9 protein-coding genes and 1 tRNA gene are annotated in these 13901 nt (G+C 56.2%); 5 read left to right on the forward strand and 5 right to left on the reverse strand.

Translation table 11 applies throughout. From position 1 onward, the window contains the following. The first annotated feature begins 190 nt into the window (after positions 1-190). Positions 191-3226, forward strand: coding sequence for a YncE family protein (locus tag SH248x_RS08290; protein ID WP_459558063.1), 3036 nt, complete (start codon positions 191-193; stop codon positions 3224-3226). A gap of 66 nt (positions 3227-3292) precedes the next feature. On the opposite strand, the gene SH248x_RS08295 is transcribed toward SH248x_RS08290, so the two are convergent. Both SH248x_RS08295 and SH248x_RS08300 read right to left on the reverse strand, forming a co-directional pair. Beyond that, a tRNA-Val gene (locus tag SH248x_RS08295) sits at positions 3293-3366 on the reverse strand. Between the two features lie 175 nt (positions 3367-3541). Further along, positions 3542-5074, reverse strand: coding sequence for a YifB family Mg chelatase-like AAA ATPase (locus tag SH248x_RS08300; protein WP_459558598.1), 1533 nt, complete (start codon positions 5072-5074; stop codon positions 3542-3544). Between the two features lie 365 nt (positions 5075-5439). Here SH248x_RS08300 and SH248x_RS08305 point away from each other — a divergent pair, with 365 nt between their 5' ends. From SH248x_RS08305 to SH248x_RS08320, 4 genes are all read left to right on the forward strand, one after another. Beyond that, on the forward strand, positions 5440-5706 hold the full coding sequence (locus SH248x_RS08305; RefSeq protein ID WP_459558064.1) for an acyl carrier protein: 267 nt from the start codon (positions 5440-5442) through the stop codon (positions 5704-5706). Between the two features lie 71 nt (positions 5707-5777). Next, positions 5778-7352 carry an acyl-CoA ligase (AMP-forming), exosortase A system-associated gene (locus SH248x_RS08310; protein WP_459558065.1) on the forward strand — a complete coding sequence of 525 codons (1575 nt, stop codon included), beginning with the start codon at positions 5778-5780 and terminating at the stop codon, positions 7350-7352. 128 nt (positions 7353-7480) lie between these two features. Continuing rightward, the gene (gene lysA, locus SH248x_RS08315; protein ID WP_459558066.1) at positions 7481-8842 is read left to right on the forward strand and encodes a type III PLP-dependent enzyme; all 1362 of its coding nucleotides are present in this window, start codon (positions 7481-7483) and stop codon (positions 8840-8842) included. 142 nt (positions 8843-8984) lie between these two features. Then, positions 8985-9929, forward strand: a complete 945-nt coding sequence (locus tag SH248x_RS08320) for a GNAT family protein (protein ID WP_459558067.1) — start codon at positions 8985-8987, stop codon at positions 9927-9929. 580 nt (positions 9930-10509) lie between these two features. Here the strand turns inward: SH248x_RS08320 and SH248x_RS08325 are convergent. From SH248x_RS08325 to SH248x_RS08335, 3 genes are all read right to left on the reverse strand, one after another. Beyond that, a complete protein-coding gene (locus SH248x_RS08325) occupies positions 10510-12180 on the reverse strand; it encodes an FAD-dependent oxidoreductase (RefSeq protein ID WP_459558068.1) in 1671 nt (556 codons plus the stop codon). A gap of 63 nt (positions 12181-12243) precedes the next feature. Next, the gene (locus tag SH248x_RS08330) at positions 12244-12669 is read right to left on the reverse strand and encodes a peptidase associated/transthyretin-like domain-containing protein (protein WP_459558069.1); all 426 of its coding nucleotides are present in this window, start codon (positions 12667-12669) and stop codon (positions 12244-12246) included. A gap of 102 nt (positions 12670-12771) precedes the next feature. After that, a complete protein-coding gene (locus SH248x_RS08335) occupies positions 12772-13797 on the reverse strand; it encodes a DUF1559 family PulG-like putative transporter (protein WP_459558070.1) in 1026 nt (341 codons plus the stop codon). Positions 13798-13901 lie beyond the last annotated feature (104 nt).

The following is a 13901-nucleotide window of genomic DNA, read 5'->3' on the forward strand; positions in this document are numbered from 1 at the left end:
ATTGGTACATCGAACCGTTATTTTGTCTTCCACGCCCGCATTACTCCTGTTAGCATCATGTATACATGCGATCCATCCATGTTTCAACGAACATTTGTTGGGCAGTTCCCAGATACTGCGTCTAATAAATCAAAGAACGCATGCAAAAATAATTTGTGCTCACGGGCGAAGTGACTGAGTAAAAAGGGCGATGATGGCGAACAGGGTTGTCTGCACTGCTTGCGGATACGCAGCAAATGTCAAAGGAAACATCGAAGGCCGCAAAATCAAATGCCCGAAATGCCAGGCCTCCATGAAAGTCCTGGACGAACTCGAGTTCATCGACAACGCGCCGCCGCTCAAGACGTCGAACTCGCAAATCACGATCTCACCGATCATGGCCGCCGTCGGCGGGGCAGGGGGGATGCTCGTCCTCATCCTCGTCTTCTTTATTGGCATGCAGTTCGCCAAGCCCTCTGTGCCATCCGACACAGCCAAATCCCCGACCTCGCCTCCCGTCGAATCAACGTCGACAGTTACACAAACCCACGTCGCCAGCAGGCAAGCAGAAACAACACCTCCACCTGCTGAATCAACGCCGATTGTCTCTCCCCAACAGTCCGTGATAACTCAACCTGACAAGAAAAACTCGTTCACCCGAATTACCCCTCCCTCGAATTCCCGCCCCTCAATACCGAACCGTCCCAATCAAAACATGACCCCTCCGTCTGGTAAGCCCAAGCCAGAGGAAGTCCCGACTCTGGATACGCCAAAGCTCGATTCCGTCGATTTCGCGGTTCTCCCGATGGACAATCCCGCGACCTTCATCACGCTCACCGAAGACCATCAGACTCTCGTCATTTCCCATGAAGCCGATGGCATCGTCACCTTCTACGACATCGCGACCGGCAAGCAGAGCGTCGCCAGAACAAAATCCCCTCGATCCATTCTCAGCCGCGACAACAAGGTCTTCGTCGCCAACGTCAGCGAAGGAACGATCAGCGTTTTTTCCAATGGTCCCAACTGGAAAATGACCAACCTGCTCGATGTGAAGAAGCCCGGCATCGCTCACATGGCCGCTGCTTCTGGCAAGGCTTTCAATGACATGATCATCGTCACCTGCCACGGTCCCGGCAAACAGGCGTCTTATCAAGATGCCTACACCATCGTCCTCAACACTCAGACCGACCGCATCAAGCAGATCGGTAAGTATGCGCTCGCCAACGTCAGCCACGATGGTCGTATCGCCCTCACTCAGGAGTCTTTCAATCTCAGCCCCTCCGGCGGTATGACGGGTTACTCCTTTGCCGACTTTCTCAACGGCGATCCCAAGGCCGTCTTCCGAGGTGGCCACTCGCAGACTGGTTACGTTTACCAACCCCATCCGGGCTCGTTCTGGATCAGTAACAACATCGTCTACGGCGGCTCTCCCCCAACCCAGATCGGGGCCGAGACCAAGAAACGTTTCGATGCTGGTCTCACGAACCTGATCATTCCAGATATGTCCCAGAAGCTCGTCTACAAACTCTCCGAAAACAGCATCTCAGCCCACCGCTTAGCGACCGGCCTTCCCGAAGTCGGCTCTCGACGTGCGAAGTTCGCCACCGGCTACTCCAAGAAAATCGACGAAACCTACATGCTCCCGTATCGCTTCCGCGATTACATCCTTGACCACCCGATCGCCATCACCCAGGGCGACTCGTTGAGATTCTTCCTGCTCACACGCGAAGGCGGGGAAATTCTCACCGCACACACATCTCCACTTAGTTCCGTTTCCAGCCTTCTCAACACACCCAGCATCTCTCGGGCCATGTCCAGTAACTCACCGACACCGACCAGCACAGAGACGGGTCCCGAAGAGATGAACGGCCTCTTCAGAGACTTTCCTGCTCTCACGGCGGTCGGAAAGTCACTGCGCCATAAACTGGTTGTTCCTGAAGGAACGGTCGTCGAAATTCTCTCGCCGCCAAATGGGTTTGCCCTCTCGAAGTCATTCGAGATTCAATGGGCTCCAACCGCAGAGCAGGTCGGCGTCCATCAGCTGAAATTCCGCGTCCAGCAGAATGGCTCGACCGAGTTCATTCGTCCCAATGTCGAAGTCATCTCGAAAGAACTCGCTGCAACTGTCAAAGGCGACCTCTCGAAACTCAACGAGTTCGCGTTCCTGCCGCTCGTCATCGATCATTACTCACTTGAACCGGGACTCAATGACTCTCTGCTTCTCCTTCAAGGTGATTCTCTGAAACGCCTCGGCTCCGATGGCTTGACGGTCATCGAAGAACTCACCCTTCCCAAGCGATACGCCTTTCTTCGAGAACGCCCGAATACATTCATCGCCGTCGCGAACGCTCCCACCCCCGTGCTGGATGTCATTGATAAAACATCAATGGCCGTCATCAAGTCCATCGACATGACTACCACTCAGACCCGCGTGCTCGAAATCACCGATCTGGCAATCCATCCCGCTGATAACAAAAGCTACATCGGCATCAAGCACGATAACGAACTGCCACGTTACTCCGTCCTCGCTGTCGATGAGCAGACATCGACCGTCACCTCTCCTGGGATCATCGGCAAATGGGTCACCCTCTCACCCGATGGTCGCACCCTTTATACCGGCTACAGCGACATCTATCAGCAGGGAACCAATTACCACATCAACCCCGACTGGCGTCTGATCGAGATCCCCGACTACGGCAACATCGACATGATCCTCTCCTGGAACCTCGGGACCGCCGTCACTCTCAATAAAGTCGTCCGCAAAGCCGGTGGCAATGGGAACGGCATCCGCATGTCCTCCGATGGGCAGCGCATTTCGTATTTATCTCACGTCGGAACGCCTGAGTTCTCCAAGAACCTCGTTGGCTTTTCCACCAGCAATCTCTCGACGTCTGGAGTCAACTACGAAACGAAAGACAAAGCAGTCACCACCGAACTCGCTTATCACCCCTTCCTCCCCTGGGTCGCCGTCCCCGGCAGCGGATCTGCGATCCTCTTCGACCGCGAAACCGGCACTCCCATCAACAGCAAACTCCTGATCGCCTCCCGCGGCATGGGCGATACCAAAGTCGAGCGCATGCTCTTTTCCCCGGACGGCCAATCCCTCGTCTTCATCTGCTCCGACGCCGACCGCGGCCAGTACATCCGCACGATCCGCCTCTCCGTCACCGATGAAGACATGAAACGCAAACTCCCGCCACCTCCTCGCCCCACCAGCAACGACAATGCCCCCGTCGTCATGCGTTGACGAAAGTTTCATCACGAAAAAAGCCTCTGTCCCATGATCTGGAACAGAGGCTTTGATCGTAACAAGTGGCCGCTACAGGACTCGAACCTGTGACCCCACCGATGTGAACGGTGTGCTCTAACCAACTGAGCTAAGTGGCCTTGTGCAGTAAAAGATACTGTCCGCCTCTCAAAAATTCAACTGGAACCGCGTGAGACTTTCAACTCCGTCCCTTCTCCCTTGAGGGGAGAAGGTGCCCGAAGGGCGGATGAGGGTGGGGCATAGGCAAAAAACGATTTCCCAAAGCTCACCACGCGTCAGGCAACCTCCTCACTCTTACGTCCAATACTTCCGATCCAGCGACCGATAGTTAATCGCCTCGCTGATATGCATCACGGTAATGTCATTGCTCGCTTCCAGATCCGCAATCGTCCTTGCAACGCGTAAAATCCGGTCATGCGCACGAGCGGAAAGATCCATCTCCTCCATCGCCGCCTTGAGCAATCCCTCCGCCTGTTCATCCAGCGCACAGAACTTGCGAATCTGACGCGTCGACATTCGCCCGTTCAGCCGCACCCGAGGCTCATCGGCAAACCGCTTCTTCTGAATCTCCCGCGCCTGCATGACTTTCTCACGCATCGTCGCGGAGTTCGTTCCTTCCTGTTTATTCGCGAGATCCCGAAACGGAACTGCGGGGACTTCGATGTGAATATCGATGCGATCGAGCAACGGACCTGAGATCCGGGACAAGTATTTTTGCATCGCCTGCGGGTTCACCCCGCGCGAGGAATCCGGCCCATATCCCGCCGGACTCGGATTCATCGCCGCCACCATCATGAAGTTCGCAGGAAAGGTCGTGCTCCCGATCGCCCGAGAAATCGTTACTCGCTGCTCTTCCAAGGGCTGTCGTAGTACTTCCAGCGTCTTGCGATTGAACTCGGGGAGTTCATCTAGGAAGAGAATGCCATTGTGTGCCATCGAGATCTCCCCCGGCTGCGGCACACTTCCACCGCCAACAAGTCCCGCTTCCGAGATCGTATGATGCGGCTCACGAAACGGGCGTTTCAAAATCAAAGACTGCCCTGCTGGCAGTCGCCCGAGAGCCGAGTGCACCCGCGTCGTCTCCAGACTCTCTTCCTGCGACAGGTCCGGCATAATCGTCGGCAAACGTGATGAGAGCAGTGTCTTGCCACTGCCAGGCGGGCCTAACAAAAGTAGATGGTGAAAACCACCAGCCGCAATCGTGACGGCGCGCTTAGCAAACTCCTGCCCCTTCACGTCCGCATAGTCGATGTCATAGTTCCCATGTGCCCGAACCGCCCTCTCCCACGAAAACGGCGAGGGCTCAATCTCCAGACGCCCCGTCAGAAAGCCGACCGCTTCGGAAAGTGTCTCGACTGGAATGACATCGACTCCCTCGACGACCGCCGCCTCAGCCGCATTTGCCAGCGGCACCAGAATCCCCTGGAGGTTCATCTCCCGCGCCTGCAGCGCCATCGACAGCGTCCCCTTGGCAGGGCGAAGCGATCCATCCAGCGCCAACTCACCGACAAGCCCATACCGCGAGAAGTTATCCTGCGCCAATTGATCCGAAGCCGCCAGGATCCCCACCGCAATCGGCAGGTCCAAAGAGGCCGCATCCTTCGGCAGATCTGCTGGCGAAAGATTAATGACGATGCGATCGATCGGACGCGAATAACCGGAATTCACCAGCGCACGTTCAATGCGATAGACCGACTCTTTGGTCGCAGCCTCGGCTAAGCCCACGAGAGTCGTTTTTGGTAGAGAGGCCGGACTGATGTCGACTTCCACATCGACCGTCTTGGCGTCAATTCCATACAGCGAGAACGAGCAGAGTTTGGCAAGCATGAAGGTCTGTCTGGCGTCGTCAGTGGCATCAGAGTGAGCGGGTGTACAAGGCATCATTTTGAATCCCGGAGCCCGCTTGAGCAAGTCCGACGTCGTTATTTTCGTTTTGACTGACCGGATTCGAATTGTCTTACCAGTGCAGTCACGCAGACTTTGCGGCCTGTAACGATTAGGTCAACTGATTCTTCTTTTACCTGATGCGAATTAGACACAAACCTGCGGGCAGCCCACGTTGCAAATGCCATGTTTCATTATCGAAACAACGATCAACCTCAGCAGCCATCGTGCAGTCTGAGGTTCACGTCACACCTTCTTTGTCTGATGCTCTGTCGAGTGATCAGGACTTCAAGAGGAAGTAACCGCCCATGAGTACCGTCGACCACGCCTCCGCCACTCTCCCCGTCATTCGTGAATTTATCATGAAACAGTTTCCGCTCGCCCGCCAGAAGCAGGTCAGCGACGACGACTCATTGCTGCAGGACGGCATCATCGATTCTCTGGGCACACTCGACGTCGTCATGTTCATCGAAGACCGCTTCGGGCTTGTCCTCGAAGACGATGACCTCCTCTCGGACAACTTCGAGTCGATCTCTCGCTTATCGAACTTCGTCGAAGGCAAGCTGAACTCGTAACGTCATCTGATCCGCTTTGACCTGCACATCGTTTTCCAATCGGGGCCTTTATGGATTTTCTTGTGCATCACATGCTGCGCCGTTCCGCAGCCTTCTCACCTGACAAACAGGCAATTGTCTGCGGTTCTCGCATCTTGTCTTGCGCACAACTCTGGCAGGACGTTTCGTATCTGGCAGCCGCTCTCAAAGCGAGTGGACTCAAACGTGGCGAGCGTCTGGCGATCCTCCTTGAACCATCCGTCGAGCAATCCACTTCCATCTTCGCCGCGAGCGCGGCCCAGGGCGCGTACGTCCCCATTCACCACAGTCTCAAACCCGATCAAGTCACGCACATCTGCTCCGACTGCACCGTCACTGGACTGATCACCACGAAGAAACGCTGGGGCGAACTCCAGGATCACCTCGACCATCTTCCGTCTTTGAAGTTCGTCATCCTGACCGACATTCTGACCGAAGACCAAGCAGGCCCGATCCCCATTCATTCCTACCAGAAGTTCCTCACCGGCGACGTCTCCACAACTCCCGTCCCCGACATCACCATCGGGAAAGATCTTGCCGCGATCCTCTATACCTCTGGCTCGACCGGCAAACCCAAAGGGGTCATGCTCAGTCATGACAACGTCATCGCAGGAGCCGAGATCGTTGGTGATTATCTCAGCGTCACACATGAAGATCGCATCCTCGCCGTCCTGCCGTTCTCCTTTGATGCCGGCATGAATCAGCTGACTACCGCCGTCCTCAAAGGCGCGACACTCGTCATCAGCCAGTTCCGCTTTGCCAGAGACGTTATCTCCGAATTGACACGAGAAAAGATCACCGGACTGGCGGGCGTTCCACCTTTCTGGAATCTCTTCGTCCAGCCTTCCAGCGGTCTGGCCAAAGCTAACCTGCCACACCTCCGCTACATCACCAACACCGGCGGCGCGATGCCACAATCGACCCTCGGACTTCTGCGACAAGGTCTCCCGGGAACACAGGTCTTCCTGATGTACGGCCTGACCGAAGCCTTCCGCTCCACTTACTTGCCACCCTCCGAACTCGACCGACGCCCGACTTCCATGGGCAAAGCCATCCCGAACACCGAGATCCTCGTCGTCAAAGAAGACGGCAGCCCCTGCGGTCCCGGCGAAGTCGGCGAACTCGTCCACCACGGCCCGACCGTATCTCTGGGTTACTGGGGCCAGGAAGAACTCACGGCCCGCATTCTCCGTCCTCATCCGTTCTCTCTGCCCGGTTCGAACAACGCCGTGAAAGTCTGTTACTCCGGCGACCTTGTCAAGATGGACGAAGATGGTTTCCTCTACTTCGTCGGTCGACGAGACAATCTGATCAAGTCCTCCGGCTTCCGCATCAGCCCGACAGAAGTCGAACAGGCGATCTGCCGCAATAAGTCCGTCCGTGAAGCCGCCGTCGTCGGCGTCGCTGATGAACTGCTCGGCCAGCACATCAAAGCCTACGTCGTCCCCGTCGACGGCGAACAGCTGACTGAAACCGACATCATCGCCCAGGCCAGCGAAGCCATGCCACGCTACATGGTCCCCAAGTTCGTCGACATCGTCGACCAACTCCCGAAAACCTCCAGCGGCAAAATCGACTACCCCACCCTGAAACGCCGAGCCGAAGAATCCGCCCTGCAGAACGCGTAATTCATCTTCCTCCCTTCTCCCGATTCCTGATCCTTCTCCCCCGGGGAGAAGGTGGCGGCGCTTCGACGACGGATGAGGGAACTCTGCGAACCGCCAACCGCCCACACTTCCAAACGAACTCCAACATCATGTCGACGACCATCGAACCAACCACCGAATCACTCCCCGGCTACCACGCTGCGCGCCACATCTCCCCCCAATACACCAACCTTGATGGCCAACTCGCCATCGCTTCTCACCCCATTTCACGCCTCGTCCAATACTACGGCTCCCCTCTTTACCTCTACGACGAAGCCACCATCCTCGCCCAACTCGCCAAACTCCGCGATGCCTTCACGGAACGCGTCGACGTCTACTACTCCATCAAAGCCAACCCGCACCGCGTCATCGCCCGTCGCCTGATCGAAGCGGGCTGCGGCATCGAAATCGCCTCCAGTGGTGAGCTTCACACCGCGATCAAAAGCGGCTGCTCTCCCGACCGTATCCTCTTTGCAGGCCCCGGAAAAACACAGCGCGACCTGACCGAAGCCGTCCATTACGGTATCCACGAGATCCACGTCGAATCAGTCACCGAAGCCCAACGCCTCAACGACATCGCTCGCGAGCACGGCCGACAGGTCCGCATCTCGATGCGCATCAACCCTTCGCAATCCGCCCAAGGCGGCGCGATGCGCATGGGTGGCAAGCCCGCCCCCTTCGGCATCGACGAAGAACAACTCATCCCCGTCGCTCAACAGATCTCCCGACTCTCCCATCTCAAAATCGTCGGCGTCCACCTCTTCACCGGCACTCAGATCCTCGATGCCGACATCCTGCTGACCCAATACAAACACGCCCTCAACGTCGCCCGTACACTCAGCCAGACCATCGGTCGCCCCCTCGAAACCATCGACTTCGGCGGTGGCCTCGGCATTCCGTACTTCAGCCACGAACACAGCCTCGACCTTCAGGCCTTTGCAGCAGGCTTCACTCCGATTATCGAAGAAATTGAGAACGATCCCGCCCTGCGAGACGCGCAACTCATCATCGAGCCTGGTCGTTTTCTCACCGCTGAATCAGGTCTTTACGTCACGAGCGTGACCGACATCAAAACGTCTCGCGGCAAAACATTCGTCGTCGTCGATGGTGGCATGCACCACCACCTCGCCGCCTCCGGCAATCTCGGCCAGACCATCAAACGCAACTTCCCGATCGCCGCGATTAAGCGTCTCAACGAAGAACAGTCAACCACCGTCGACATCGTCGGCCCCTTGTGTACCCCCCTCGACACACTTGCCCGCGACATCTCCATGCCGCAACTCGCCCCCGGCGACCTCATCGGCATCTTCAACGCCGGCGCCTACGCCCGCACCTCCAGCCCCCTCGGCTTCCTCTCACACGCTGCCCCTCCTGAAGTCCTCATCGACAAAACAGGCCACCAACTCATCCGACGCCGCGGTCAACCCGAAGACCTCTGGCTTGACCAGATCGATCCCCGTCCCCGTGAATAAATCGTAGGGTGCTGGTGAGGCTTTGCGAACCGCACCAAATGTGCGATCGAATGTCCTTTTGGTGCGATTCGAAGACTCACCAGCCCCCTACACGACTGACAACATTTCCTGTCCCATTTTTCATTCCCTTGAGCGAGGACTGATGCCCAAAGTCGAACCCATCCGCGAAGGCATGTTCCCCGAAATTCATCGAGAGTTCCTCGAAAGTTTCGACCACGAACTCACGCGCGCCGACTGGGCTCCTCTCTTCGAAATCCGCCCCCACTCCGGCCAGGACCACACCGGCTACGCCCTCACCGATAACGGCAAACTCGTCGGCGTCCTCGGTATGATTTTCAGCGAACGTCAACTCGCGGGCAAAACACTCCCCGTCTGCAATCTCCACACCTGGATGGTCAAACCCGAGTACCGTGGCCACAGCCTGCTCCTCATGCGGGCCCCGCTCAAATACAAGAACCACGTCATCATCGACCTCTCCCCGACGGAGGGCGTCCAGAAGATCAGCGCCAAACTCGGTTTCAAAGCGCTCGACTCCACACTCTGTGCCCTGCTGCCCACTGTTCTCCCGGTCCACGAAAACGCCATCCAGGCCTGCCAGCAGATTGACCTGCTGACTTCGCGTATCCTCTCGCCAGTCGACCGCCAGCTCTTCCTCGACCACTCCCAGGCTCATATGAATCACATGGTCCTTGAGACCGAAGAGGGGCCACTTTACGTCATTTATTCACTCGTGACCCGCTGGCGTCTCAATTACTGCCAGATCCATTACCACAACGACGACCGCCTCTTTGAAGCCCATAGCGATACCATCCGACACGCCATCATGCAGAAGACCCGCTGCACCTTCGTCGCGATGCACGACCGCATCGCCAGACGCATGCTGCTGCCGCGCACCCTCAGCCTCCCCATCGCCAACCGCCAGCTCTATCTCGGCAACGACGAAGACGCCGCCCACGTCGACACCCTTTACACCGACATCTCCCTGCTCAACCTCACCTCCCTGGGACTCAAAGAAATCTTCCGCTCCCTGAAAGTCGCGAGCACCTCCTGGCTGGACCGCCCGACAAGCGTTGCTGCCTCGCTATAACTTACTCATTCGCGCCCTCTCGGGTGGCCCACCCGTTTACGGTTGGGTGAGCGCCGCTCACAAGAAGCGTCACCATACGCGTCCATTCCCGAATGACGCAGCGAGTTCAGGGCGAGACTCCATCCGAACCGCTGTCCCGCGTTGCATCTTGCCACCCACCAATCGACTAGATTTCCCTGTGTGCCACGGCTGTGTCAGCCGTGCGATCGCGCATCGAATGTCCATCTCCACGGCTGACACAGCCGTGGCACACGCTTCAAACTCGCGATTCCCGCAGCACAGGATACACACCGAACCGTAACCAGAGAAAAGCAAAAGACGGATGAGCATCGCGCCCTCTCGGGTGGCCCACCCGTTTACGGTTGGGTGAGCGCAGCTCACAAGAAGCGTCACCATACGCGTCCATTCCCAAATGATGCAGTGAGCTGAGTTCGGCCGCGTATGGCGTTGCTTCTTGTCGGCGACGCCGATCCAGCCATGAACGGCTGGACCACACCTGACTCACATCCTTGCAACCTCATCCCACAAAAAAAAGCGTCGTGATGTTCCCATCACGACGCTTACGAATTTCAATCACTCCCTACTTCACCTTCTTCTCCCGATAAAGCACTTGCCCATCCTTCACCAGAATCGGCTTCACTTCATCATACGCCACCTTCTGCACCGGCTTGTCCCCATCGATCGACAGCACAGCCACTGTCCCTGCTGACTGGCCGAGGATCATGAACACAGGCTCCATCCGAATCGACCCATAGGCCACGTGACTGGCTGACAGACAGACTGGAACCAGGAGATTCGTCGCCTGATTTTCCTTCGGCAGAATCGACTTCAACGTGATTGGATATGGCCCGCCCGGATGAATTTGAACATCCCCTTCATTGCGAACCAGCCCATCCTTCGTCACATAACGCTGCGTGTTATGCGAGTCGATGTTGTAGCTCCCCATGCCGATCGAATCATCGGTCTTCACCTTCTGCGTCACATGATTCTCAGTCACGACATCGACACCCACCATCCGACGGGCTTCGCGGATGTAAAGCTGATGCGGCCACCCGCCATTATCAACGAACTCATCTTTGGGCAGTCCCCACATCTTAGCCTTCGACTGAATCTTCTCCGGCACGCGAGGATCATTCTGCAGGAACCATAACAGCCCCAGTTGGTAATCTCGGTGCTGATCATTCAGTGCTTCGCGAGTCGCATAATCGGCTTCCGGATACCCATAGTTCATACCGATAAAGTCGAACGAAAACCCGCCATGGTTGTTGGTGTCCGTCTTGTTATTTGGAGCAGGATCGAACTTGCGGAAGACCTCATCCCAACCCGCTTCGAGATTACGAGCCAGCAGCTCATAGTTGACTGGATCGTAGTTGGCAGGCTTGGGAATCGGCAGACGATTCTCCGGTGCACTCGACAGACACATCCGATAGCAATACGCCTGCATCCGCTTGTCCCCCGTCCCGTCTGGAACAGTCGGCTCGGTCCCGCCGATGTACGGCAGCAGCCCACTCTTCGGATCATTCGGAATACGATAGGCACTCACGGGCAGTGTGAACTGGTGATGCTTCGCCTTGGCTGTCTGAAGCCCGTTGATCGTCTCCCCGTACTGACTATTCGGCTCACGTCCCAGAAAATACTCGACACCCGATTCTGCCAGCAGATCGCCTTCATAGGTGCAGTCCATGAAGACTTTCCCCTTGGCAACCAGTCCCGACTCCATCGTCATCTGCGTGATGCGTGCGCCTTCTTTGACGACCTTCTTCCCGGAGCGATCCAGTCGCTGTTCGAAGTGCACCGGAATGTCGTTGTCCTTCACCCAGCGCTGATAAATCGACGTAGCGACCTTGGGCTCAAACACCCACATGGCATCTTCATTCTCGCGGTAAAACTTGTACTTCTCCCGCTCTTGAAACGGCCAGGCTTTGGGATCGTCATAATGCTTCTTGACGTCCTGATAAAACTGGCGCGAGATCCCCCCGATGACACTCTTGTCCCCGGTATCCGTCCAGCCCAAACCGCCCGCCGTCAATCCCCCCAGATGCGTCCCTGGCTCGAGAATGACAACGCTATGCCCCATGCGCTTGACCTGCACCGCAGCTGCGATCCCCCCTGACGTTGCCCCATAGATGACAACATCCGCTTCGACCACCTTTGGCACATCCGCAGCTTTCGATTCTAACGACATCGACACGAACATCGCGCCCGACGCCATCAGCAAAGCAAAGCATTTCATTCGACTCAACGTCATCATTCACAAACCTTTCTGCAGTCTTCAAACGTCACTCAATTTACTGTCGCTGTTCCTGTGCCAACTCTACTTCGACTTCAAATGAAAGTCGATTGTATTTGAACCCTGTTTCACATCAGCAGTCAATTCAGTCTTGGCGTGATATCTCGCTGGCAATAATTCATCTCGACCGGGAACGGCCGGCTGCTCTCCCTCTCCACCGGAGGCACTTCGCAATGTCGTGATACTGACACTGTGCCCTCCGAGTTCTGCCCCTTTCTGCTCCGTCGTGTAATCAAGGACATAATGCCCGTTTTGATCAGTCACGGCGACTGATGAACGTCCTTTGGGAGGTTGGAATCGAAGCTCAGCATCCGCAAGCGGCTTCTCATCTAAAGTCACTGTCCCTTCGACTGAACCCAGCTTGTAATCCGGTCCGCCGCCACACCCCACGACAACACCAGCCAGCATCACTATCAACAGACATCGCAATCGCATTCGCATTTGTATCATGATTCGATTTCCCCTCGTAGGAAGTTTGGATAGAGGCAAAAACGCAAACGCAACTCGCCCGCGCTTTCACGCAGGCGAGCATGAAGTCATCCGGTCATCCATCTAAAATTCACCAATGACATTCCCGTCGCGAATTCCTACCAAAGATTCGAGAGTACTGTTGATCGGATAAGGTGCCGCCGTCTCCTGCAGATTCCAGATGTTCTCGCCAATAAAGCGAACCGATCCATCTCCCAGCGTCACCTGAGCACCCCCCTTGTGAGCACTGGAGAGATTTCCGCTCCGACTCGTATCAGGGCCGCTCAAAACCGGATTGATCCCGTCCCGCACGTGAAACGCGATCGTCATCAATCCGTGATTCCAGGCTCCCTGCCCGCTGTCCTGGGCCGCAGGTCCGTAGGAAGTTGCTCCATTGCCATCATTGCGAACAGCATGCAACGTTCCGGCTTTCATCAGCTTCCCGCCATGAATGTAGGTCCTCTCGCCAATCATGATGGTGTTCGACAGTCCGTCAGTAATGTTCGCCATTCTCGTGTTGCTGTCTCGAAAGAACATCCCCGTTGCTCCCGTCGTCCCATCCATTCCAGTCGAAGAACGATTCTGACGGACGTTCGTCGTATTGTTCGCCACGACATAATTGGAGACAGGCAGCCCTCGTCCGGTCGCTGTTGTCGACTCTTCAATCGCATATCCCGGCGCATCAGTCGTGCTGTGAATCGTTGGCCCTGGATCAGACGGGCAGCGGAACGACGGAATCGGCGTCTGCATCGCGATCCGATTCGCCTGAATCGCCTCTGAGGCCGTCAGATTCCCGACTCGAAGCGTGTCGTACAAACTTCCTTGCTCCATAAACGGCAGAATAAAAGCAGACCAGGCCCAGTGCCCCTTGTTGTCTGGATAAGCGGCGTTTGTTGCACGCATATCGACGTAGCACGGAGGGAAAACGTTGAACGTGTCATGATAATTGTGCATCGCAATCCCAAGCTGTTTGAGATTGTTTTTGCAGGTTGAACGGCGGGCTGCTTCGCGAGCCTGCTGCACCGCAGGCAGAAGAATTGCTACGAGAGTCGCAATGATCGCAATGACGACCAAGAGCTCAATCAGCGTAAAACCTCGTTCTCGACTCATTCGAACCATTGGAGACCTCGACAAGATAGGAATACCTGAGAAATGAAGATGGACTGGAACACGCGCTTAGCAGTGTCTCATGCATCTAGTCCTGTTAAATTCAA

Source organism: Lacunimicrobium album (genome assembly GCF_052161635.1).
GTDB lineage: Bacteria > Planctomycetota > Planctomycetia > Planctomycetales > Planctomycetaceae > SXPC01.

Coding starts and splice junctions, on each gene's coding strand:
- SH248x_RS08290 (WP_459558063.1), top strand. CDS start 191: ATGATGGCGAACAGGGTTGTCTGCACTGCTTGCGGATACGCAGCAAAT.
- SH248x_RS08300 (WP_459558598.1), bottom strand. CDS start 5,074: ATGCTTGCCAAACTCTGCTCGTTCTCGCTGTATGGAATTGACGCCAAG.
- SH248x_RS08305 (WP_459558064.1), top strand. CDS start 5,440: ATGAGTACCGTCGACCACGCCTCCGCCACTCTCCCCGTCATTCGTGAA.
- SH248x_RS08310 (WP_459558065.1), top strand. CDS start 5,778: ATGCTGCGCCGTTCCGCAGCCTTCTCACCTGACAAACAGGCAATTGTC.
- lysA (WP_459558066.1), top strand. CDS start 7,481: ATGTCGACGACCATCGAACCAACCACCGAATCACTCCCCGGCTACCAC.
- SH248x_RS08320 (WP_459558067.1), top strand. CDS start 8,985: ATGCCCAAAGTCGAACCCATCCGCGAAGGCATGTTCCCCGAAATTCAT.
- SH248x_RS08325 (WP_459558068.1), bottom strand. CDS start 12,180: ATGATGACGTTGAGTCGAATGAAATGCTTTGCTTTGCTGATGGCGTCG.
- SH248x_RS08330 (WP_459558069.1), bottom strand. CDS start 12,669: ATGATACAAATGCGAATGCGATTGCGATGTCTGTTGATAGTGATGCTG.
- SH248x_RS08335 (WP_459558070.1), bottom strand. CDS start 13,797: ATGAGTCGAGAACGAGGTTTTACGCTGATTGAGCTCTTGGTCGTCATT.